Raw genomic sequence first — 20742 nt, 5'->3', positions numbered from 1 at the left:
ATGGAGAGGGGGTCACCATTTTGACTGTTTTTGAGATGGAATGGATAGGGATATTAATTACTGGATTCGCTACTTTATTCCTCATCGGTGAAATTCTAGTTAATATGCGGGGTGTTTTTGGATTATTAGGAATCGGGTTTATTACCGTATATTTTGGAGCATATGTTGAAACAAGCTCGATTATTATTATGCTTATTATTTATTTTGTTGGATTATTACTTATTATCATTGATGGCAAATTAATAAATGATGGAACGCTGGCGACGATCGGTTTAGCAAGTATGCTAACTGCTGTGGCACTTCCTGCTCCAAGTTTAACATCTGGATTATATGCTGTGTTAGGGGTACTCTTAGGGGGTGGAGCTTCGCTATTATTTTTAAAAGTATTTAAGCGCAGAGAAATGTGGAATAAAATCACACTAAAAGATCAGCTAACGAAGGAGGCTGGTTATAATTCCATGAATGAAACCTATGAGAAGCTGATTGGTGAAGAAGGGATTACATTAACGGACCTAAGACCAGTTGGTACTATTCGGATTCATCGAAAAGATTACAGTGCCATATCAAACGGGCAATGGATTGAAAAAGACACAAAGGTTAGAGTCGTTCAAGTAGATGGCACTCGAATCTTAGTAGAAAAAATGGAGTAACACGGAATAAGGCACAAACACCCGTTCAGCAACGTAGCGAATGGAACGAATCAACGGAGATAAACAAATCAGGGTGAGGCGAAGAACCGATGATACCTTAACATAGGGTGCATTTCTAAAGTCGCATCGTTGCTGGGATCATGCGCTGGACATGGCTAGTCGGTTATCTCGTTATCCCCAAGTACCTCATTTTATATTTTCTTATCTTATAAAAAAGAACACCAGTGGGTGCTCTTTTTTTGCGTTTAAAATCCGTTTGCTTTAATAACGAATAACGATGCAATAGTTGCTTTTTAAATAGAGGTTATGTTTAGTCGTAATGGAAACAAGAGGTATAGCAGCTTGCTTAACAACGCAAAATATTATAATGGTGTTGATGACAGCCTTTCTTTTGTATTTAAAGTCAGACTTCCTGTTAAAGTGTAACCCTCATTAGTCATATACTTGAAATTTATAACCAGCTAGACTTGGAAAATGGATGGTGTGTTAAATAAGACACCTGATTCTTTTTTATTGTTTTTCATAAGCGAAGTTTTTTGGAGTATGGTCATATTCTAACGTAAATAAAAAGAATAAAAAGCCCAATTGTAAATTTAGTGTTAAAAATATTTATAACTACTTTACAAAAAGTTTATATATATTTAATATTGGTATGGTGCGACAAGATTCAACATGATGAAGGGTAGGTATGAATTTTGGAAATTGATATTCAGAAACTGATTTTTGAATTCATCGGTGGACTAGGTATTTTCCTTCTTGGTATTAAATATATGGGAGAAGGCCTTCAAAAGTCAGCCGGCGATCGTTTACGAGATATTTTAGATAGATTTACAAGCAATCCGTTTATGGGTGTACTCGCTGGAGTCATTGTTACCATTTTAATTCAAAGTAGTTCGGGTACAACGGTTTTAACTGTAGGACTTGTCAATGCTGGTTTTATGACATTAAGACAGGCAATTGGTGTCATTATGGGAGCGAATATAGGTACAACTATTACAGCTTTTATTATTGGAATTGATATTGGAGCATATGCATTACCGATTATCGCAGTCGGTTGTTTTCTGTTGTTTTTCTTTAAAAATAAAAAAGCAAATGCGATTGGACAAGCTGTATTTGGATTTGGTGCATTATTCTTTGGTTTAGAGCTAATGAGTAACGGAATGAAGCCATTACGAAGTTTGGAAGCATTCCAAGAATTAACGGTTAGCATGAGTGACACCCCAATTCTTGGAGTTGTCATCGGTACGGTTTTTACATTAATTGTGCAAAGTTCTAGTGCAACGATCGGTATTTTACAGGGTCTATTTGCTGAAGGTGCAATGGAGTTAAAAGCAGCTATTCCTGTTCTATTTGGAGATAACATTGGTACAACCATTACAGCCGTATTAGCTTCTCTTGGGGCAACTGTAGCGGCAAAACGTGCTGCATTTACACATGTTATTTTTAACCTTGTGGGAGCTACCATTTTTATCATTATTCTTGATTTATTTACGATATTTGTCGCTTTCTTACAGGACCAGTTTTCGCTTAGTCCAGAAATGACGTTAGCGTTTGCTCATGGAAGCTTTAATATTACCAATACAATTATCCAATTTCCATTTATTGGGGCATTGGCTTGGTTGGTAACAAAAATGATTCCTGGTGAAGATTCGATTATTGAATACAAGCCAAAACATTTGGATCCTATCTTTATACAGCAATCTCCGACATTGGCGTTAGACCAAGCAAAATCGGAACTTGTTCGCATGGGGGAGTATGCCTATAAAGGTTTAGAAGAAACAAATAAGTATTTAAATACACATTTAATGAAGCATTCTGAAATGGCGATGCAAATTGAAGGAGCTTTAAATAATTTAGATCGGAAAATTACGAATTATTTAATAAGTTTGTCAACGGAATCACTTTCTGAATTAGAAAGCGCAAAGCATTCTACATTATTGGACTCTGTTCGTGATATTGAACGCATAGGGGATCATTTTGAAAATATTGTTGAGCTTATCGACTATAAAATTTCCAATAAAGTGCATTTAACAGATAAGGCAAAAGAAGATTTGAATGAAATGTTTGAATTAACCATTTCCACTGTCCAACAAGCAGTAGAAGCTCTAGAAGATATGAATCGAGAGGAAGCACTTGCTGTTATTCAAAAAGAAGACCAAATCGATAAGATGGAGCGGAACTTCCGTAAACGACATATTATCCGTATGAATGAAGGAGTTTGCAGTGGTTCTGGGGGGATTGTGTTTGTTGATATTATTAGTAATTTAGAACGGATCGGGGATCATGCTGTGAATATTGCTGAGGATGTATTAGGAGATTAACCCTTACTTTTTCTGCCTTGTCTCTAATTGGGATGAGGCAGAGGAGGATTTGGTTACTTTAATAAAAAATAGAAAATTTTAATTTTGTCTTTTTGTATTGCATTCCCAATCGAATAATGCTATAGTTAATATTGTCGTTTTTAAGAGATGGCGATATATGATATACATAACTGAACAAAATCAAATTTTTCTTTATTAAACAATTGACAGAAGTTGTCGAACGTGGTAAATTATATCTTGTCGCTATAATATGAAGTGGCATTCTAAACTGTTCCACAGTAGCTCAGTGGTAGAGCAATCGGCTGTTAACCGATCGGTCGTAGGTTCGAATCCTACCTGTGGAGCCAAATCGGCGGTGTAGCTCAGCTGGCGAGAGCGTACGGTTCATACCCGTGAGGTCGTGGGTTCGATCCCCTCCACCGCCATTATTATATAATTCGTACGGCGGTCGTGGCGAAGTGGTTAACGCACCGGATTGTGGCTCCGGCACACGTGGGTTCGATCCCCACCGGTCGCCCCATTAATAAACGAATTGGACCCTTAGCTCAGTTGGTTAGAGCTATCGGCTCATAACCGATCGGTCGCAGGTTCGAGTCCTGCAGGGTCCACCATTATGTACTCGGAGGTATACCCAAGTCTGGTTGAAGGGATCGGTCTTGAAAACCGACAGGGGTGTAACAGCCCGCGGGGGTTCGAATCCCTCTACCTCCTCCATACATAACATTTTTTCGAAATACAACTTTATATGCAGGCTCGGTAGCTCAGTCGGTAGAGCAAGGGACTGAAAATCCCTGTGTCGGCGGTTCGATTCCGTCCCGAGCCACCATGATTATAACAAGCATATGCTTGTTTTTTTGTATTTGTATTGGATAAAAATGAACTACTGTATACCCCTACAATCATTAATTTCCTCTAGCATATGATTTTTTCCACCCTTTTCAAGCAATCGCCTTTTTAATACTCCATTTAAGTGGTTGAGATAGAGTTGTTCGTTTAACTTGGTAAATAAATGCATATGATTTGCAACATCTAATAAGCTTTGGTACCCTTTCAATAAAAGGGTGAACATTCGATCCTTTTTTACAAAATGGATATGAGGAGGAAGGAATAATGGCTAAATTTGAATTACCTGAGCTACCATATGCTTATGATGCATTAGAGCCTACGATTGACAAGGAGACAATGAACATTCACCATACGAAGCACCATAATACGTATGTCACTAAATTAAATGGTGCTTTAGAAGGACATGCAGAGCTTCAAAATAAATCTTTGAAAGATTTAATGAGCAATTTAGATGCTGTGCCAGAAAATATCCGTACTGCAGTAAGAAACAATGGTGGTGGACATGCTAACCACAGTCTTTTCTGGAAAGTTCTTTCCCCAAATGGTGGTGGAGAACCGACAGGAGAACTCGCTACTAAAATCAAGGATGCTTTTGGAAGCTTCGATAAGTTCAAAGAGCAATTCGAAAGTGCTGCAGCTGGACGCTTCGGTTCAGGATGGGCTTGGTTAGTTGTGCATAATGGAAATCTGGAAATTATGAGCACGCCAAACCAAGACTCTCCATTAATGGAAGGTAAAACGCCTATTTTCGGAGTAGATGTTTGGGAGCATGCATATTATCTAAAATATCAAAACAGACGTCCAGAATATCTTTCAGCGATCTGGAATGTTGTTAACTGGAACGAAGTAGCTAAAAACTATAATGAAGCAAAATAATATAGATACAACAATAAAAAGCATGTGATGAGTCACATGCTTTTTATTTGGTTACATAAATATGAACTGCTTTGAGGGTTCCAGCTTAATTCTTCGTATATACAGTACTTCAAGTTTGATATACGACGTGTAAACTGCGCTGATTGGATAAAAATGATTTAGCAATTATACATAACATTCCTTCATATTTTCGTTTGTATATCTGTTTCTCAATTGCCCAAACTAGGACTGACATAAAAAAGGGGAATCAGATATGCAGAAAAGCCACTTCTTTCATTTTGACAACAATAATATAAATAAGGACTTTATCTTTTTACTTCTAATCGGCGGTTTGTATTCATTAGGTCTGTTTTTATCCAATACATTTGTAAATATTTATCTGTGGAAACAGTCAGGGGACTATATAACAATTGCTGTCTACAACCTAGCTATTTACATTTTTCAGCCGATCACTTTTATTATTGCTGGTAAATTAGCTAAGAAGGTAGACCGCGTCATTGTATTGAGGCTAGGAGTAATTTTTCTCTCACTTTTCTTTTTAAATGTTCTTTTAATAGGAGAAAAGGCGGCTTACTTTAATTTTATGTTAGGAGGACTATTAGGCATCGGTTATGGTTTTTACTGGCTAGCTTTTAACGTATTAACTTTTGAAATAACCGAACCAGATACACGGGATTTTTTTAATGGATTTTTAGGTGTGCTGCAATCATTCAGTGGAATGATAGGACCGTTATTAGCAGGCTTCATCATTGCAAAAATGGAAGCAAATATTGGTTACACTGTTATATTTTCCGTTTCTTTTCTTCTGTTTATTTGCGCCGTGATGATTAGTTTTTTTCTAAAACAAAGAAAAGCTGAGGGGAATTTTTATTTTCGCAGGGTGTTAGCAGAACGCTACCATAATAAAAATTGGAAAAGAATTCAAAATGCTCATATTTTCCAAGGGCTGCGCGAGGGCATATTTGCATTTATTATTGCAATTTGGGTGTTTTTAATTACCCAGAGTGAGTTTTCTTTAGGAATGTTTAATTTAGTATTTTCAGGATTCTCGCTCGTCTTTTATTTTATTGGGACCAAATTAATCAAGCCTTCGATGCGAAAAAAATCAATATTATTTGGCAGCCTAATATTATATTTTTCCATAGCGCTAATTATTTTTGATATTAGCTATGTACAGTTGTTAATTTACGCTGTGTTTATCGGAAGCGCTTATCCAATCATAATGATCCCATATGTTTCTTTAACCTATGACGTTATAGGAAAAGCTTGGAAAGCAAAGGAATATCGCGTGGAATATATTGTCGTGCGTGAGCTGTTTGTAAATATAGGAAGAGTCATTTCCATTTCCGTTTTTCTGCTTTCCGTTTCCCTTATGGATGCTGAGTTAATCATCCCGTATTTATTGGCTATGTTTGGCACAGGTCATATCTTTATTTATTTGTTTGTAAAACATATATACTTGGAAAGTAAGATGGAAAACAAAGTGTTGCTTAAAGAACAGCTAACAGACGAAAAAAATCGGTAGAATAGCGTCTTATAAACAGTTGTAATTGAAGTAGCTGCCTAAGAATTTAAAAATAGATGAAATGCATGACATAAAAATGATATAATATAAATTGCTTGATAGAAGAGAGACATCATATGGGGGAGAAACAATGAAGAAAAAGAAGAAAAAGGCGCAGCTTCCCTTTCGAATAAACCTATTGTTTTTTATTGTTTTTTTAATGTTTGCGGGGCTCATATTACAGTTGGGCGTTGTACAAATTTTAAATGGCGAAGAATTTCAGAAAGAAATTGACCGTACTGTAAAAGATACAACAAAAGTTCCCGTACCTAGAGGGAAAATATATGATAGTAATCATCAAGTCATTGTCGATAATAAACCGCTCTATTCTATTACCTACACCCCGCCAAAGGGAACGCAAGCAGAAGATCGTTTGGAACTAGCGGAAAAATTGGCAAAGTATATCTCTATGGAAAACGGTAAGGTAACGGAGCGGAACAAGAAAGAATATTGGTACTTAAAAAACAAGAAAAAAGCAGATAAGCGTTTAAAAAAGGAAGAAGCTGCAAAGTTAGACACTTCAGAGCAATACAATACCATTTTAGATAGAATCTCGGAAGAAGAAATATCTGGGTTCTCAGAACAGGAGCTCAAAGTTATTGCGATTAAAGCGGAATTAGACAAAGCATATTCATTAACACCGCAAATTATTAAAAACGAAAATGTAACGGCGCAAGAATATGCAAAGGTTTCAGAACATCTAGCTGAACTTCCTGGAATCAATGCAACGACAGACTGGAACAGGGAGTACCCTTATGATGATACAATGAGAAGCTTACTTGGATCGATAACATCACAAGAGCAAGGTATATTAGCTGATAAGGAGCAATACTATTTAACCAGAGGCTACAGTCGAAATGATCGCGTTGGTAAAAGCGGTTTAGAGGAATATTATGAGGATGTCCTCCGTGGACGAAAAGAACAAATTCAATATACAACGACAAAATCAGGAGATGTAGTGGATAGCAATACAGTCGTAGAAGGGCAGCGCGGAAAAGATTTAGTGTTAACGATGGATATGGACTTTCAGGAAAAAGTGGACAAAATTGTGCGAGAAGAGTTAAAAACAGCCATTCAGAAGCATCCTTATGATAATCGATACCTAAAAGATGCTTTGGCAGTAGCAATAAATCCTAAAACAGGTGAAATTCTCGCTGTCAGTGGACAAACGAAAGATGGTAATAAGTATAAAGATGCCACGATAAAAACACTTTATGATGCACATCGTCCTGGATCTGTTGTTAAAGGTGCGACAGTATTAGCTGGGCTGGATTCAGGTGTCATCTCACCAGGCCAGACGTTTTTTGATCGACCGATAAAAATCAAAGGAACGCCACAAAAAGGCTCTTATCAAGCTTTAGGATCCGTAAATGACATTACAGCGTTGAAACGATCATCCAACGTGTATATGTTTTATATTGCTCTTAAAATGGGTGGGGAGAATCGCTATCCGTTTCCACAAAATGGAAAGGCGGCGTTTGATCCTGCAGCATGGCAGGAGATGAGAAATTATTTTCAGCAGTTTGGGTTAGGAGTGGGAACTGGAATCGATTTCCCATTTGAAAGTGTTGGTTATGAAGGTCCGACTAAATCTGCAGCTGGACTATTAATGGACCAGGCGATTGGACAATATGATACGTATACGACCATGCAGCTAGCGCAATATGTTTCAACGATTGCTAATGATGGTTATCGTGTGCGCCCGCGTTTTTTAAAGGAAATGCGTGAACCAAGCAGATCCGACAAGCAATTAGGAAGCGTGTATCGGAGTGAGAAGACAAAAGTATTAAACCAGATTCAAATGGATCAAGCATATATTGATCGAGTGCAAGAGGGGTTCCGACAAGCTTTCCAAGAGCAGAGAGGAACCGTATTTAGCTATGGAGCGTCAAGGGATTATAAACCTGCTGGAAAGTCAGGGACAGCACAAAATGCGATCTATAAAGATGGGAAGCAAATTGCGGAAACAGAAAACCTTTCATTAGTAGGCTATGCCCCTTATGACGACCCTGAAATCGCTTTTGCCGTAATGGTTCCGAATGTAGGGCTTGGCAATGGGTATAAGGTTAACTATGAAATTGGTTTTAAAATAATGGATGCTTATTTTGAAGGGAAAAAAGATAGCGATAAAGATGATACAGATACAGCATCGGAAGACGAATAGAAAAAGAAACGTACAGTCCATGTCTGTACGTTTCTTTTTTTAAAAGATAAGAAAACATAAAAATTTTGGCTTTGTGATACCGATATAACGGAATAGCCACGTCTGGCTTAAGCGCCCAGCAACTAGGCGGCTTCACGAAACGCACTACGAAAAGGCATCATCGGTTCACCTCTAAGAGGAAGACCGACTGAAAACGGGCTTGCCGACCGTACGTCGGCATACCCCTATTGTAGTGGTATGATTCCTTTTTCCCGTAAAAATGCGTTGTAGACTCCCACTTTAAGGAAAGAAGATGGGAGCAAGCGGGAGGTAACAGCATCTAAATCCCCTAATCGTTAACTGAAATATGTGTTAACGTAAAATTTACAAAAAATTAATGTTTACTCAATAATAGGTACATAGTGTTTTGCTATGATAGTATCACGTTGATAAATAGGAGGTAATGATATGCAGACGAGGGGGCAGTTTGACCAAGAGCTGAAAGAAATAGATCAGGAAATTGTTGAATTGGCTAATTTAACAGAAAAAGCTTTGGCAAACGCTGTTCGAGCGTTATATAATCAGGATATTGGCCTAGCTGAGCAAGTAATCGAGGCCGACAAAGTAATTGATAAGAAAGACATAGAAATAAATGATAAAGTCGTGCTTTTAATTGCAAAACAAAACCCAGTAGCAACGGATTTACGACGTCTAATAACGGCTATTAAGATTGTGGCCGACTTAGAACGGATGGCTGATAATGCTAGAAATATTGCACGATCTACCATTCGGTTGGGAGAAAATAAAGAAGTGCTCATCCCGAATCGGTTAAGCACGATGCAAGAAACGTTGGTAAATATGCTTCACACAGCTATCACAGCTTTCACGGAAGAAGACGACAAGCTTGCAGCTCAATTAGCCGAAATGGACGATGCTGTCGATAGGGAAAATAAACTCATTCTAAGTGAATTATTAGGAGAAACAGCAACGAATCCAGATAAGATTCAATATATTATGCAAATTTCTCTATGCTCAAGGTATTTAGAGCGCTTTGGGGATCATATTACAAATATCGGAGAAAGTATTTTATACTTGATTAAAGGTGAAAATTATAATTTAAATTAACTCTATTAAATTAGCACATTCGCTTCAATTGCTGCTGTCGCATTACTAATGTATGAAAATAAAAAAGCTGAGAAGCAGTTTAGTTCTGCTTCTCAGCTTTATTTTGTAATTGCTTCAGCAATTTCTTGTAAACTCATGTCACTGGACACTTTAAATTTACCCAGCTGTACTTTTTGACTATAATCATTGTCTTCTAAATACGCACTAAATTTTGCAGCATCATCAATGATATCATTTGCTTCGAGCTGGTCACTAATTTCTGAAGAAGGCATCCCTTCTTTAATATTTACTGTAAATGTCTTCTTTTCATCTTCTTTATTTTCTTCTTTGTCCGCTGCTTGCTTTTTATCATCATTTTGCTTAGCTTTGTTTTTATCTTCTCTATTGGCATTCTGGTTTTCTTGCTTTTCTTCGTTGTTATCGGATTTATTTTCTGCAGAGTTAGCTTTTGTACCTGGCTGTTGCTGCTTTTTTGCAGCGGTTGCTTCATCTTCATCTACAGATACCGCAATATACTCAGAATTTGTCAGTACATGGTAACCTTTATCCTCCACCAATGTAACCAGCTCTTCATCAGAGAGGTTGTCAGCGGTTTGAATGTTTCCATTCGTGAAAAAATAAACCCCTAACATGATTATACCAGCTGTTAAGAGGCCAATACCAAATAGGCGTATAGGCTGTTTCATTTTGTCCTCCTCCCTTGTTACGATTTGTTTTCTATACGATTGTCTGTGAAGTTATCAGTTAATAGTTCTTCTTCCAGAATCTTAATTTTCTTTTTCATTTGATATGTATCTTGCATCGTTGTAATGGAAAATTGTTCTAATTGACTTTCAACCTGCTCGATTCGATCATTCATGAAAAAGGATATAGCAAGTAAAACGATTCCGACTGCAATAATGGAAATAATTGCATATATCATCTGCTTCCCTCCTTCTATTCAATACTAGTTATAACATAAAATGATGTCGAAATGCCATTACAAATTTATTATATTTTGCAGAAAGAAGCAGAAATATGCTTCTAAACAATACAAAAAACATATATACGTTTCTATGGAAGGAGCCATGTATGTACATTGGATTCCCATTTTAAACAGGTTTACTTTCGAAATATCCCTAACGATAAAGTTTATCTCATTTAAATTCTTGCTTGTTTGTCTAACATTTGGTATTATAAATAAGTCTGAAATGAAATTATCGCTAATGAAGCAACAATTTGGTAAAGTTTGGAGGGAAAAATGATGCGCGTTAACATTACTTTAGCTTGTACAGAAACGGGAGATCGTAATTATATTACAACTAAAAATAAACGTACTAATCCTGAGCGTCTTGAGCTTATGAAATACAGTCCACGTCTTAAAAAACATACTTTACATCGTGAAACAAAATAACGATTATAATAGAACCTTTATCTTTGAGATAAGGGTTTTATTATTATTTTCAATACATAAAAACGGAAATTCAAATCACATGCTAAATATTCTATTAATATTTCCGCACAAATCTTTTCAATTTTAAAAAGGGAGGAGATCTCTAATGACAAAAGAACAACTTCGAAAGTCCACCATAGCTATCTTAAATCAAATGGATGCGGTGCAACGTGAAAAAGTTGAACAGCAGTTACATCATCAATTGGTTACTTCATCCCTTTGGAACAATGCAGATACAATTGGGATTACGATTTCGAAAGGTTTTGAATGGGATACAAATGAGCTAATTAAACAAGCTTGGGAACAAGGTAAAACCGTTTGTGCACCAAAGTGCGTGCCTGCAACAAAAACAATGGATTTTTACGCATTTCATACATATGATCAATTAGAAGTTGTTTATTATCATCTGTTAGAGCCAGACCCAAGTAAAACCGTATGTATACTTCCTGCTAACATTGATTTATTAGTGGTACCAGGTATTGTATTTGATCAGAAAGGCTACCGCATTGGTTTCGGAGGCGGGTATTATGATCGATTTTTAGTAGGTTTTCCGAATTTTACTATATCCATTTTACATAGCAGTCAATTAATTGGATCTATACCAAAGAACGTATTTGATATACCCGTACAGCATTTAATTACAGAAGCAGGTTTAGTGCTTTAGAAAAAAGTAGATGGTAGATTGGTTTTGTCTGCATAAAATATACCAGCTGTGTTCATAACTAAGAACATCAATGATAAAGAGGTGTTCCTATGCGTATGATCGTATTATTTGCTGGTGCTATGGCTGTGGTTGCTTTAGTATTTAGATGGCGTTATCGGATATTAAATACAATATTGGCAATTGGCATTTTAAGAAAATTTGCTGTACAGTTATCTATGAGTTCTCCTTCCATCCGCCGTAAATTTATTCCATGGATGTTTCAAGGCAAATCCAATTGAGAATATTCGGATTACGATTTTTTATAAGAATATAAAATTCCGTAAAACGCTTACTTTAAGAATTGCGATCTAAAAAGGCTAAGTGGCAAATAAAGTTGCATAAATTTCTGATTCGTTTAAGAACCGTTTGGTCATACCCTTGCGATACCAATAATCAGTGGGGGAGGAATCCCCCCTAATAGGATATTCGCTTTGTGAAAATGGATGCTATTAGTGGGGGCTGAATGATTTGGAAACAGAAGAAGTCCCGTAAACGTTATCTTCAATAAATAATACATATAGAGACTATGAATTCGTCTTGATTATACATAAATGGTAAAATAACTTGTACAAAAGGAAATAGGAAAGAATAATAGAAACAGAGAACGTTAGGGGAGATGTGATAATGTATTTAGATGAACAGTATGCAATGTATAGGATGGCTTATCAATTTGTTTCCCGCGATAAATATGATGTTCTTTATGTAAATGAACAAGGAAATGAAATTTGGCTAGAAAAAAATGCTGGGAAGGACTCGAAGGTCTTACGATTGATCAATCAAGGATTTGATTGGAAGAACCATTTAAAAAAAGATATCGCAGTTGTTTTTCAAAAAGTAAAAGCAATGAAGAAGTTTTTAAGAGCAAAACATATTCAAATACATAATATTTATATATCAAAGTACGCTCCTGTTGATTCTTGGGAGTTCTTAAAGCAACCGATGAAGTTAAATGAAAAACAACCAATCACGATGAAATTATATTATTTGTCTCATTCTCATTATGAAGAAGAAAAGCAAAGATTGGAAAAAGAAATTGGAATTCCGTATCTCGATGTTGATTTCTTAAATGAAGAAACAGTAAAAGAAGAACGAGTAGCTACTTACAAACAATTTTTAAGACAGCGGGTTTTGGATGATAAGAAACATACAGAAGGGATGTTTTCTTTTGGAAAGCCTAGACTTACATATATTATATTACTTTTATGTGTGAGTTTATTTCTCTTGTTGGAAACAAATGGTGGGAGCGAAAATATACAAACACTGATACAATTTGGTGCTAAATTTAACCCTGCCATCATCGAAAACGGAGAATGGTGGCGACTCGTCAGCTCCATGTTTTTACATATTGGTTTGTTACACTTAGTGATGAATATGATTGCTGTCTACTACTTGGGTGCATTAGTCGAGCGGATTTACGGTTCGCTTCGATTTTTAATCATTTATTTTCTTGCCGGAATTGGGGGCGGGATAGCAAGCTTTGCCTTCTCTGCAAATATTGCTGCAGGTGCGTCAGGGGCTTTATTTGGTTTATTCGGAGCCTTACTATTTTTTGGCCTTCATCATCGCCGGATTTTTTTTCAAACGATAGGAACCAACGTGCTTATGTTAATTGGTATTAACATTGTGTTTGGCTTTTCGATCCCTGCAATCGACAACGGCGCTCATCTTGGTGGTTTAGTTGCAGGTTTTATTGCTTCTGGCATTGTCCATTTACCTAAACAAAAAGAATGGAGAAAGCAAATTGGTGCAGTTCTTGTCTACTTAGCACTTGCTTATGGAATCATACAATATGGAGTAGCTAATAACATGAGTTCACCAATGTATTATATGATGCAAATCGATGAATTAGTAAAAGAAGAAAATTATGAACAAGTTATCACGGAAGCAAACGATGCATTACGTAATAGTGAAGGTGACGAAGAATGGAAAGCGGCAATATTATTTAACCGTGCTTATGCATATATAAAATTAAATCAACAGAATTTAGCCATCAAAGATTTAAAACAAAGTATACAAATGGATCGAAATTTTCCCGAAGCGCATTATAACCTTGCTTTAGTTTACTATCAGCAAGGAAATATGGAGGAAGCAGAAAAATTAATCGAAAAAGCTTATCAATTAGATCCTAATAATGATGATTTTGTCGATATGTATGAGCAGATCACAGGTGAAAAAGTTAACTAACATCTTGCTTCTTAACCATAAACAAACAGGAAAGGGCGCATCATTTACACAAAGCAACTTATATCTGCATAAAAATTTTCACCACCAAATATAGTGAATCTTCCATCAAAGTGGGGTTTCTTTTAATCCCCTACTGATTGTTCGTACCATAATGGTATAACCTAAAGACTGCTTACGAAATTGGACATTTAGGTGCTGTTAGCTCCAACTTATACTTGTTTGCAGTATGACTATCCAACTCCTAAAGCGGAGCACCTTATATACGGATAACCTTTTTTGTTTATCTTTATAATCAAACAAGGTTATATAATATTTATCGAATAAGGACTTATTGGGAAAAGGAATAATTTTGAATCAGCTTTTCCTTTTTCCCATTCACTTCATAAAGCACAAGCAAATGCTTGTTTTGTTTATCAAATAGAATGATTGGAATATAGCTGTCAACCTCTTTTTCAGCGTTTACGATGGGTAATAGATAATTCTTATATAAACCTTCCCAAAGTTGTCCAATAACCTTATCAGTTTGCGCCTGTGTTAAACCGGGAAGAGCCTGATTATTAAATTTATCCAAATGTGTTACTGGCACATGATAATACGCTTTTTCATCAATCTTGAAATAATCAAATAAAGTGTTCCAACAGTATGTAAGTTGTTGCATAGATGCACGGTCGAGTAAAGCTTTCCACTCTTTTTCGTAACGTGTAGACGGCGTTTTGAATGAATCTAATGCTGCAGCAGGTGAGTCAATAACGTAAAGATGATCACTTGACATTTGCTGGACACTATTAATTTGGTTACCTTGTTTATGAATTTCGCCATGATGGAATGAAATAGCCTCATATAAACTACTATCTTCTAAAGTAAGCATTTTTTTTAAATGAACCGCATCCGTATCCTGTATCCACTTAGACACCGCTCCCCTGAGCCTTCCATTATCAAATAATAAGGAAATGTCCTGCCTTAAATACACGGGAGTTTCCGTTGTAGAAGATGCTTTCCACATGATTTCATAGTCATCTTTCCCTTTTTCAGTAAGGAGTTGTAAATCTGTTTCAGCAGCCGTAAAAGAGAGCTCTTCATCGATTGGAAAATAAGTAATCGTAGGTTTAGCCTGTAAACTAATTATATAGACAAAGGTAATAAAACTAGCTAATGCAACAATCATGATTATGATAGACCATTTTTTCATCAATCCACGTCCTTTTAGCATGCTTGTCTCATACATTCTATGTTGCGTTCATGAGAGGTATGCTGGTTTTATGCAGGAAATGTATAGAACGTTGCTTGTTGTTGAACACTATCCATAGTAATTAAAATGGAACAGGTGAGCATATGCAAAAGGAAGGACAACCACTATTTTCATCATTTGAAAAAAATCGCGACTATATCCATGAGCGATTGGCGGTCGACCAAAGCTTTGATATTATTCAACGTGATTTGGAGTATGCAGGTATTAAAATGGCTTTATTTGTCATTGATGGTTTTGGTAAGGATGATATTTTACTTTATATCATGCAGCTATTCGCGGAACTGGATGCCGAAGATTTGGAACCGGATGCACTAAAGAAATTATTGGAAAGATATATTCCTTATATCGAAGTGGATGAAGCGGATGATTTAAATGAGGCGAGTGATCTCATTCTTGGTGGACCTGCCGCCTTAGTTGTAGAAGGGGCAGACAAAATCATCATTATTGATGCCAGAACGTACCCTGCTCGTACTCCACAGGAACCAGATTTAGAGAGAGTTGTCCGCGGTTCTAGGGACGGATATGTGGAAACGATTATTTTTAATACAGCATTGACGAGGAGAAGGGTTCGAGATCGTTCCTTGCGCATGGAATATATGCAAATTGGTAGAAGGTCGAAAACGGATATTTGTATTTGCTATTTAGCAGACATAGCTGATGAACACAGAGTAGATAGTTTAAAGAAAAAGCTCAAAGCGATTGATACAGATGGACTTCCCATGGCAGAAAAGACGATTGAAGAATATATTAGTGGAAGGCACTGGAACCCTTATCCAACAGTCAGATATACAGAACGCCCTGATACAGCAGCAACACATCTTTATGAGGGACACGTCATTATTATTATTGATGGTTCACCAAGTGTAACGATAACCCCTGCTACATATGCCCACCACCTGCAGCATGCCGAGGAATATAGACAAAAACCTTTAGTCGGAGCATATTTGCGGTTTGTACGTTTTTTTGCAGTTTTAGCTTCCATTTTTATTCTTCCCTTATATTATTTATTTACAAAGCATCCTGATTATTTGCCAGCGAATCTGCAGTATATTGGACCTGATGAAACAGGTGTCGTGCCGCTGCTTGTTCAATTTTTATTGGCAGAAGTGGGGATAGACGTTTTACGTATGGCAGCTATTCACACCCCTTCTTCATTAGCGACCGCTCTTGGTTTAGTGGCAGCTATTATGATTGGTGAAGTTTCGGTTCAGGTAGGCTGGTTTTCCCATGAGGTTGTGTTGTATTTAGCGGTAGCTGCTATTGGTACATATGCGACACCGAGTTATGAGTTAAGCTTAGCAAATCGTTTAGCACGTATTTTCTTGCTTTTGGCTGTAGCTTTATTCGGGGGAGTTGGCTATATTGCAGGGATAACAATTTGGATACTATATTTGGTCAGAATGGAATCTTTCCACGTAGCCTACTTTTGGCCATTTATCCCATTTTCGTACCGTCCTTTCCGAGATGTGTTTCTACGATCGCCAATTCCGCTGAAAAATCGCAGACCCGCTTTTTTACATCCAAAAGATCCAGATCGGTAGTCGGATGTAGATTTGCCATCTTGAAGGCAAACGTATTTACAAACGAATTGGAAAAAACTCGGCGCTTGAAGTCGAGTTTTTTTATATAAACGAAATATATTAATATTAATGCAATACTTGAGAATAAGAGCAGTTTTGGTCAAGTTTTGAAAAAAGTTTCATTTTTTTCATAGTAATTTTCTTTCGTTCGTATATTTAGTATAATAAATTTGGTGATTTTATGAAATCGATTTACGAAATACAGCAATTTTTAAGGAAATATGGTACATTTATTTATACTGGGAGTCGATTAGGAGATTTGCAGATGATGGAGTTAGAAATGAATGAACTATATCAGCTTGGCTTTATAGAAAACAAACTATTCATGGAAGCAAAATTATTACTAAAAAAAGAGATAACAACAATGCAAAAGCAGAAAAAGGGGAGTCTATAGCTGTGGAACAAATTATTATTGGCATGGATATTGGTGGAACAACTGCAAAATTAGGCCTGATTAGTGACATAGGTGATATTATCTACAAATGGGAAGTCCCAACAAATACCGAGGGCGGGGGTCAACATATAGTAGATGATATTTGGAATTCGGTTAGTCAAAAGCTGCATGAATTACAATATAAACAAAGCCAAATACTTGGGATAGGGGTTGGTGCTCCTGGATTTATAGAAGATAAGACAGGGTTTGTATATGAAGCGGTAAATATTGGTTGGAAAAGTTATCCATTAGGCGAATTGCTCAGCGAAAGATCCAAGCTTCCAGTGTTTGTTGACAATGATGCAAATGTAGCTGCTTTGGGAGAAAACTGGCGTGGAGCAGGCAATCAAGTAGCTAATTTAATAGCGATTACACTTGGTACTGGTGTAGGCGGCGGTATTATTGCAAACGGTAGAGTTGTTAGTGGAGAAGCAGGTATTGGAGGAGAGATCGGTCACGTCATTGTCGATGTAAATGGTTCTAATTGTAATTGTGGTAGGAAAGGTTGCTTGGAAACCATAGCTTCTGCTACTGGTATTGCACGACAGGCGGTAGAAAAAGCACAGTCTTCACCTGAAAGCGGATTAGCAAAAATCTTAGCTACAAACGGAGCGTTGACTTCTAAAGATGTTTTTCAATTAGCGGAAGAAGGTGATCCAGAGGCAAAGGAAATTGTTGCATATACAATGGACGTTTTAGGCATGGCTATTGCAAATATGTGTGTGACACTTAGTCCAGCAAAAGTATTAATTGGTGGAGGGGTTTCAAAAGCTGGACAACCTTTACTGACGGCTATTGAAGAAGCGTTTGTTCGCTATGCACTCCCTAAGATAAGTGAGAATTGTGAATTGAAATTAGCTCAGTTGGGAAATGATGCAGGGATTATTGGAGCAGCTTTTCTAGTTAAGCAGAAGCTGGAGAAAAAAATATTTGGTGAAGAAATTTAGCAATCTATGAAACTTTTTTAATAACTAAAACGTCTAATTATATATGTCTGTTTATAGAAATTTAAAGAAGTAGTTGAAATTCATTGTTTGAAGCAGTAAAATTTGCTCTGCATATAAAGTGCTGTAAGGATCTCACTTCAAGAATTGGAGAATCAACCTACACTTATGTCTAAGTGGAGCTAACAGCACCTAAATGCCCTATTTCGTAAGCAGTCTTTAGGTCATACCATTACGGACAATCAGTAGGGGATAAAAAAACCCATTCTGATGGAAGATTCACTTTATTGATCACTTGCGTCTGGTTTTGTGAGCCGCTAATTTTGTCTTTATCAAGAGTGTTTTAAAAGTATTGAATGATATTGCAATAACTTATTTGTGACAAGCAGCAGGTTTTTACAGGTATACAAGCCTTTACAAAAGGTTTAATTCGTAAAAAGAAAGGGTATAGAAACTTATCTAGAACTGTAACCTTCATGTTGTAAGATGCATATATCATGCAGTATGTTTTGTTCTACTAATTTTGCTAACGATCTTTCTGTAATTCACATCATGTCAGACTATTTCAGCGCATGAGAGAATAACTGGCTTGAATTAGCAACCAACATAAATAAAAAACTTTTACTTGTTAAACCAAGAAGAGAGGGGAAAAGAACTAGGAGGAAGTTGTATGAAGTTACAATTTAACAAATTACCTTTGTTTATTTTAGCAACGTTTTTGTTTGGAACAAAAACGTACCTTGTATACCGATTTATGTTCTCCATTGATTTAGAGAATATGATGCAAGAGATTATTTTATTTATTAATCCGTTCGTATCTGCATTTTTAGTTTTTGCTATAAGCGTCTGGTTTAAAAAACAACAAAGGCAAATGAAGTTTTTGCGATATGCGGTTTTAATTGGTTCATTGATTATTTATGCGAATCTCGTATTCTATCGTTCTTTTACCGATTTTATAACCATTCCACAGCTTTTTCAAGCAAGTAATGCTGCTGATTTGGGATCAAGTATTTTAACACTAATTAAGCCGTATGATATTTTACTGTTCGCAGATGTGATTATTATTTGGCTTATCAGCAAGCGGCGTCCCGAGCAAATGGTGGCGCGCTATCCAAAAAGCGGGAAAGTTTTTGCGCTAGCGATGTCACTTGTATTGGTAGCCGGAAATTTCTTTTTGGCGGAAATGGAACGTCCGCAATTGTTTACTCGTGCATTTGATCGTGAGTATTTAGTGAAGAATATTGGTTTGTTTAATTACCATATTTATGATATTGCGACACAAGCAAAAGCGAAAACACAACGCGTATTTGCAGATGGTACTGAATTACCGGAAATTCAAGCTTATATGGATGAGAATATGAAGAGAAGTGAAGCGTCTGAATTGTTTGGTGTAGCAAAGAATAGAAATGTGATTTTTATTAATGCGGAGTCCATTCAAAGCTTTGTGATTAATAATAAAGTAAATGGAGCGCCAATTACACCGTTTTTAAATTCCTTAACGAAGGATAAAGATACGTTTTACTTTGAAAATTTTTATCATCAGACAGAACAAGGTAAAACGTCTGATTCAGAGTTTCTCGTTGAAAACTCGTTATATCCGCTTTCTCGAGGCGCTGTATTCTTTACCCATGGACAGAATGAATATCATGCCATGCCAGAAATTTTAGGTAAAAATGGATATTATACGAGTGTATTACATGCCAACAACAAAAGTTTTTGGAATCGAGATCAGATGTATAAGAGTTTAGGATTCGATCGCTACTATGGTGAAGAGTCATATGAAGTTACAGAAGCGAATTCGATTGGCTGGGGATTGAAGGATAAGTCTTTCTTTGAACAATCAACCGATATTTTAAAGAAGATGGAACAACCGTTTTATTCTAAATTAATTACCTTAACCAATCATTTTCCGTTTGATCTAGAAGAAGAGGATCGTTCAATTGAGCCGTATGATTCCAATTCCAATACGTTGAATAACTACTTTCCAACAGTAAGGTATATGGACGAGTCGATTGAATTGTTTTTTGAGGAGTTAAAGCAAGCTGGACTTTATGACGATTCCATAATTGTTATTATGGGTGATCATAATGGGATTAGTGCAAACCATAATCGCGCAATGAGTCAATATTTAGGGAAAGAGGAAATTACGCCATATGATTATGTCCAATTACAACGTGTCCCATTATTTATTCATATACCTGGTTATGGAAATGGCGAGGTGAAATCCGAGGTAGCTGGTCAAATCGATATGAAACCGACACTGCTAAACTTGTTAGGCATTAAGAATAAGCAGGATATTCAATTCGGGAATGATTTATTTAGCGATCAGCGTAAAGATTTTATTGCTTTACGTGATGGCAGCTTTATAAGCAATGAATATATATACACAAGTGATACGTGCTACAATCGAGAGACAGGAGAACCGATAATAGAAGAAACGGATGAGCAATCTGAAAGTAACCCGGCTCCTAATGCTTGCGATTCCATTCGGGAGCAAGTAGAAAAAGAACTAGGATATTCTGATGATTTGATTTATGGTGATTTGTTCCGTTTTATCAACTTTAATAAAAAATAAGCAATAAAAAAAGCTGACCATTGGGGTCAGCTTTTTTTAAAAAGATAAGAAAGCATTCCTGTAATAAAGCAAAATGAGGATTGAATAAAAAATGCCCCCTTGGTATGATACGAGGTG

General features: G+C 36.5%; 17 protein-coding genes and 6 tRNA genes. 20 read left to right on the top strand and 3 right to left on the bottom strand.

What is annotated here, in order from left to right; genetic code table 11:
- Window positions 1-20: 20 nt before the first annotated feature.
- The 12 genes from D1839_RS03475 (at window position 21) to phoU (ending at window position 9525) form a co-directional block, all read left to right on the top strand.
- Window positions 21-650, top strand: coding sequence for an NfeD family protein (locus D1839_RS03475; protein WP_120378660.1), 630 nt, complete (start codon window positions 21-23; stop codon window positions 648-650).
- 695 nt (window positions 651-1345) lie between these two features.
- Window positions 1346-2971, top strand: a complete 1626-nt coding sequence (locus D1839_RS03470) for a Na/Pi cotransporter family protein (RefSeq protein ID WP_120378661.1) — start codon at window positions 1346-1348, stop codon at window positions 2969-2971.
- Window positions 2972-3243: 272 nt separating this feature from the next.
- Window positions 3244-3318: transfer RNA gene (locus D1839_RS03465), tRNA-Asn, on the top strand.
- Between the two features lie 4 nt (window positions 3319-3322).
- A tRNA-Met gene (locus D1839_RS03460) sits at window positions 3323-3396 on the top strand.
- Between the two features lie 19 nt (window positions 3397-3415).
- Window positions 3416-3491 (top strand) — tRNA-His (locus tag D1839_RS03455).
- Between the two features lie 14 nt (window positions 3492-3505).
- A tRNA-Ile gene (locus tag D1839_RS03450) sits at window positions 3506-3582 on the top strand.
- Between the two features lie 10 nt (window positions 3583-3592).
- Window positions 3593-3685 (top strand) — tRNA-Ser (locus tag D1839_RS03445).
- A 36-nt stretch (window positions 3686-3721) separates the two neighbouring features.
- Window positions 3722-3797 (top strand) — tRNA-Phe (locus tag D1839_RS03440).
- Between the two features lie 284 nt (window positions 3798-4081).
- A complete protein-coding gene (locus D1839_RS03435; RefSeq protein ID WP_120378662.1) occupies window positions 4082-4693 on the top strand; it encodes a superoxide dismutase in 612 nt (203 codons plus the stop codon).
- Window positions 4694-4946: 253 nt separating this feature from the next.
- A complete protein-coding gene (locus D1839_RS03430; protein WP_120378663.1) occupies window positions 4947-6218 on the top strand; it encodes an MFS transporter in 1272 nt (423 codons plus the stop codon).
- A 130-nt stretch (window positions 6219-6348) separates the two neighbouring features.
- Window positions 6349-8421, top strand: a complete 2073-nt coding sequence (locus tag D1839_RS03425) for a peptidoglycan D,D-transpeptidase FtsI family protein (protein WP_120378664.1) — start codon at window positions 6349-6351, stop codon at window positions 8419-8421.
- 447 nt (window positions 8422-8868) lie between these two features.
- Window positions 8869-9525, top strand: a complete 657-nt coding sequence (gene phoU / locus D1839_RS03420) for a phosphate signaling complex protein PhoU (RefSeq protein WP_120378665.1) — start codon at window positions 8869-8871, stop codon at window positions 9523-9525.
- Window positions 9526-9623: 98 nt separating this feature from the next.
- On the opposite strand, the gene D1839_RS03415 is transcribed toward phoU, so the two are convergent.
- On the bottom strand, window positions 9624-10211 hold the full coding sequence (locus tag D1839_RS03415) for an endolytic transglycosylase MltG (protein WP_120378666.1): 588 nt from the start codon (window positions 10209-10211) through the stop codon (window positions 9624-9626).
- A 17-nt stretch (window positions 10212-10228) separates the two neighbouring features.
- Complete coding sequence (locus tag D1839_RS03410) at window positions 10229-10447, bottom strand: hypothetical protein (RefSeq protein ID WP_120378667.1); 219 nt, start codon at window positions 10445-10447, stop codon at window positions 10229-10231.
- A 321-nt stretch (window positions 10448-10768) separates the two neighbouring features.
- On the opposite strand from D1839_RS03410, the gene rpmG reads away from it, so the two are divergent.
- The 4 genes from rpmG (at window position 10769) to D1839_RS03390 (ending at window position 13844) form a co-directional block, all read left to right on the top strand.
- Window positions 10769-10918 (top strand): 50S ribosomal protein L33, encoded by a 150-nt coding sequence (gene rpmG / locus D1839_RS03405; protein WP_050353076.1) that lies wholly within the window; start codon window positions 10769-10771, stop codon window positions 10916-10918.
- A 145-nt stretch (window positions 10919-11063) separates the two neighbouring features.
- Entirely contained in the window at window positions 11064-11621 is a 558-nt protein-coding gene (locus tag D1839_RS03400; protein ID WP_120378668.1) for a 5-formyltetrahydrofolate cyclo-ligase, read from the top strand.
- Window positions 11622-11710: 89 nt separating this feature from the next.
- Window positions 11711-11899: a hypothetical protein gene (locus D1839_RS03395; RefSeq protein ID WP_120378669.1), complete on the top strand. Its 189-nt coding sequence runs from the start codon at window positions 11711-11713 to the stop codon at window positions 11897-11899.
- Between the two features lie 385 nt (window positions 11900-12284).
- Window positions 12285-13844 (top strand): rhomboid family intramembrane serine protease, encoded by a 1560-nt coding sequence (locus tag D1839_RS03390; protein WP_120378670.1) that lies wholly within the window; start codon window positions 12285-12287, stop codon window positions 13842-13844.
- A gap of 328 nt (window positions 13845-14172) precedes the next feature.
- Here the strand turns inward: D1839_RS03390 and D1839_RS03385 are convergent, their stop codons facing one another.
- On the bottom strand, window positions 14173-15033 hold the full coding sequence (locus D1839_RS03385; protein WP_120378671.1) for a hypothetical protein: 861 nt from the start codon (window positions 15031-15033) through the stop codon (window positions 14173-14175).
- Window positions 15034-15176: 143 nt separating this feature from the next.
- On the opposite strand from D1839_RS03385, the gene D1839_RS03380 reads away from it, so the two are divergent.
- The 4 genes from D1839_RS03380 (at window position 15177) to D1839_RS03365 (ending at window position 20625) form a co-directional block, all read left to right on the top strand.
- Window positions 15177-16634 carry a spore germination protein gene (locus tag D1839_RS03380; RefSeq protein WP_120378672.1) on the top strand — a complete coding sequence of 486 codons (1458 nt, stop codon included), beginning with the start codon at window positions 15177-15179 and terminating at the stop codon, window positions 16632-16634.
- A gap of 220 nt (window positions 16635-16854) precedes the next feature.
- Window positions 16855-17067: a YqgQ family protein gene (locus D1839_RS03375; RefSeq protein WP_120378673.1), complete on the top strand. Its 213-nt coding sequence runs from the start codon at window positions 16855-16857 to the stop codon at window positions 17065-17067.
- 2 nt (window positions 17068-17069) lie between these two features.
- The gene (locus tag D1839_RS03370; protein WP_286164723.1) at window positions 17070-18053 is read left to right on the top strand and encodes an ROK family glucokinase; all 984 of its coding nucleotides are present in this window, start codon (window positions 17070-17072) and stop codon (window positions 18051-18053) included.
- Between the two features lie 667 nt (window positions 18054-18720).
- Window positions 18721-20625 (top strand): LTA synthase family protein, encoded by a 1905-nt coding sequence (locus D1839_RS03365; protein ID WP_120378674.1) that lies wholly within the window; start codon window positions 18721-18723, stop codon window positions 20623-20625.
- Window positions 20626-20742 lie beyond the last annotated feature (117 nt).

It is taken from the genome of Roseburia sp. 1XD42-34 (assembly GCF_009917385.1).
In the GTDB taxonomy this organism is placed as follows: Bacteria; Bacillota; Bacilli; order Bacillales; family Amphibacillaceae; genus Virgibacillus.
The sequence above is the reverse complement of the archived record's forward strand: the minus strand, read 5'-3'. Positions and strand labels throughout refer to the sequence as shown.

Bases quoted from the DNA above. Each gene is read 5' to 3' on its own strand.
- D1839_RS03380 (WP_120378672.1), top strand. From the start codon at position 15,177: ATGCAAAAGGAAGGACAACCACTATTTTCATCATTTGAAAAAAATCGC.
- D1839_RS03385 (WP_120378671.1), bottom strand. From the start codon at position 15,033: ATGAAAAAATGGTCTATCATAATCATGATTGTTGCATTAGCTAGTTTT.
- D1839_RS03395 (WP_120378669.1), top strand. From the start codon at position 11,711: ATGCGTATGATCGTATTATTTGCTGGTGCTATGGCTGTGGTTGCTTTA.
- D1839_RS03435 (WP_120378662.1), top strand. From the start codon at position 4,082: ATGGCTAAATTTGAATTACCTGAGCTACCATATGCTTATGATGCATTA.
- phoU (WP_120378665.1), top strand. From the start codon at position 8,869: ATGCAGACGAGGGGGCAGTTTGACCAAGAGCTGAAAGAAATAGATCAG.
- D1839_RS03400 (WP_120378668.1), top strand. From the start codon at position 11,064: ATGACAAAAGAACAACTTCGAAAGTCCACCATAGCTATCTTAAATCAA.
- D1839_RS03430 (WP_120378663.1), top strand. From the start codon at position 4,947: ATGCAGAAAAGCCACTTCTTTCATTTTGACAACAATAATATAAATAAG.
- D1839_RS03375 (WP_120378673.1), top strand. From the start codon at position 16,855: ATGAAATCGATTTACGAAATACAGCAATTTTTAAGGAAATATGGTACA.
- D1839_RS03390 (WP_120378670.1), top strand. From the start codon at position 12,285: ATGTATTTAGATGAACAGTATGCAATGTATAGGATGGCTTATCAATTT.
- D1839_RS03415 (WP_120378666.1), bottom strand. From the start codon at position 10,211: ATGAAACAGCCTATACGCCTATTTGGTATTGGCCTCTTAACAGCTGGT.
- D1839_RS03425 (WP_120378664.1), top strand. From the start codon at position 6,349: ATGAAGAAAAAGAAGAAAAAGGCGCAGCTTCCCTTTCGAATAAACCTA.
- D1839_RS03365 (WP_120378674.1), top strand. From the start codon at position 18,721: ATGAAGTTACAATTTAACAAATTACCTTTGTTTATTTTAGCAACGTTT.
- D1839_RS03410 (WP_120378667.1), bottom strand. From the start codon at position 10,447: ATGATATATGCAATTATTTCCATTATTGCAGTCGGAATCGTTTTACTT.
- rpmG (WP_050353076.1), top strand. From the start codon at position 10,769: ATGCGCGTTAACATTACTTTAGCTTGTACAGAAACGGGAGATCGTAAT.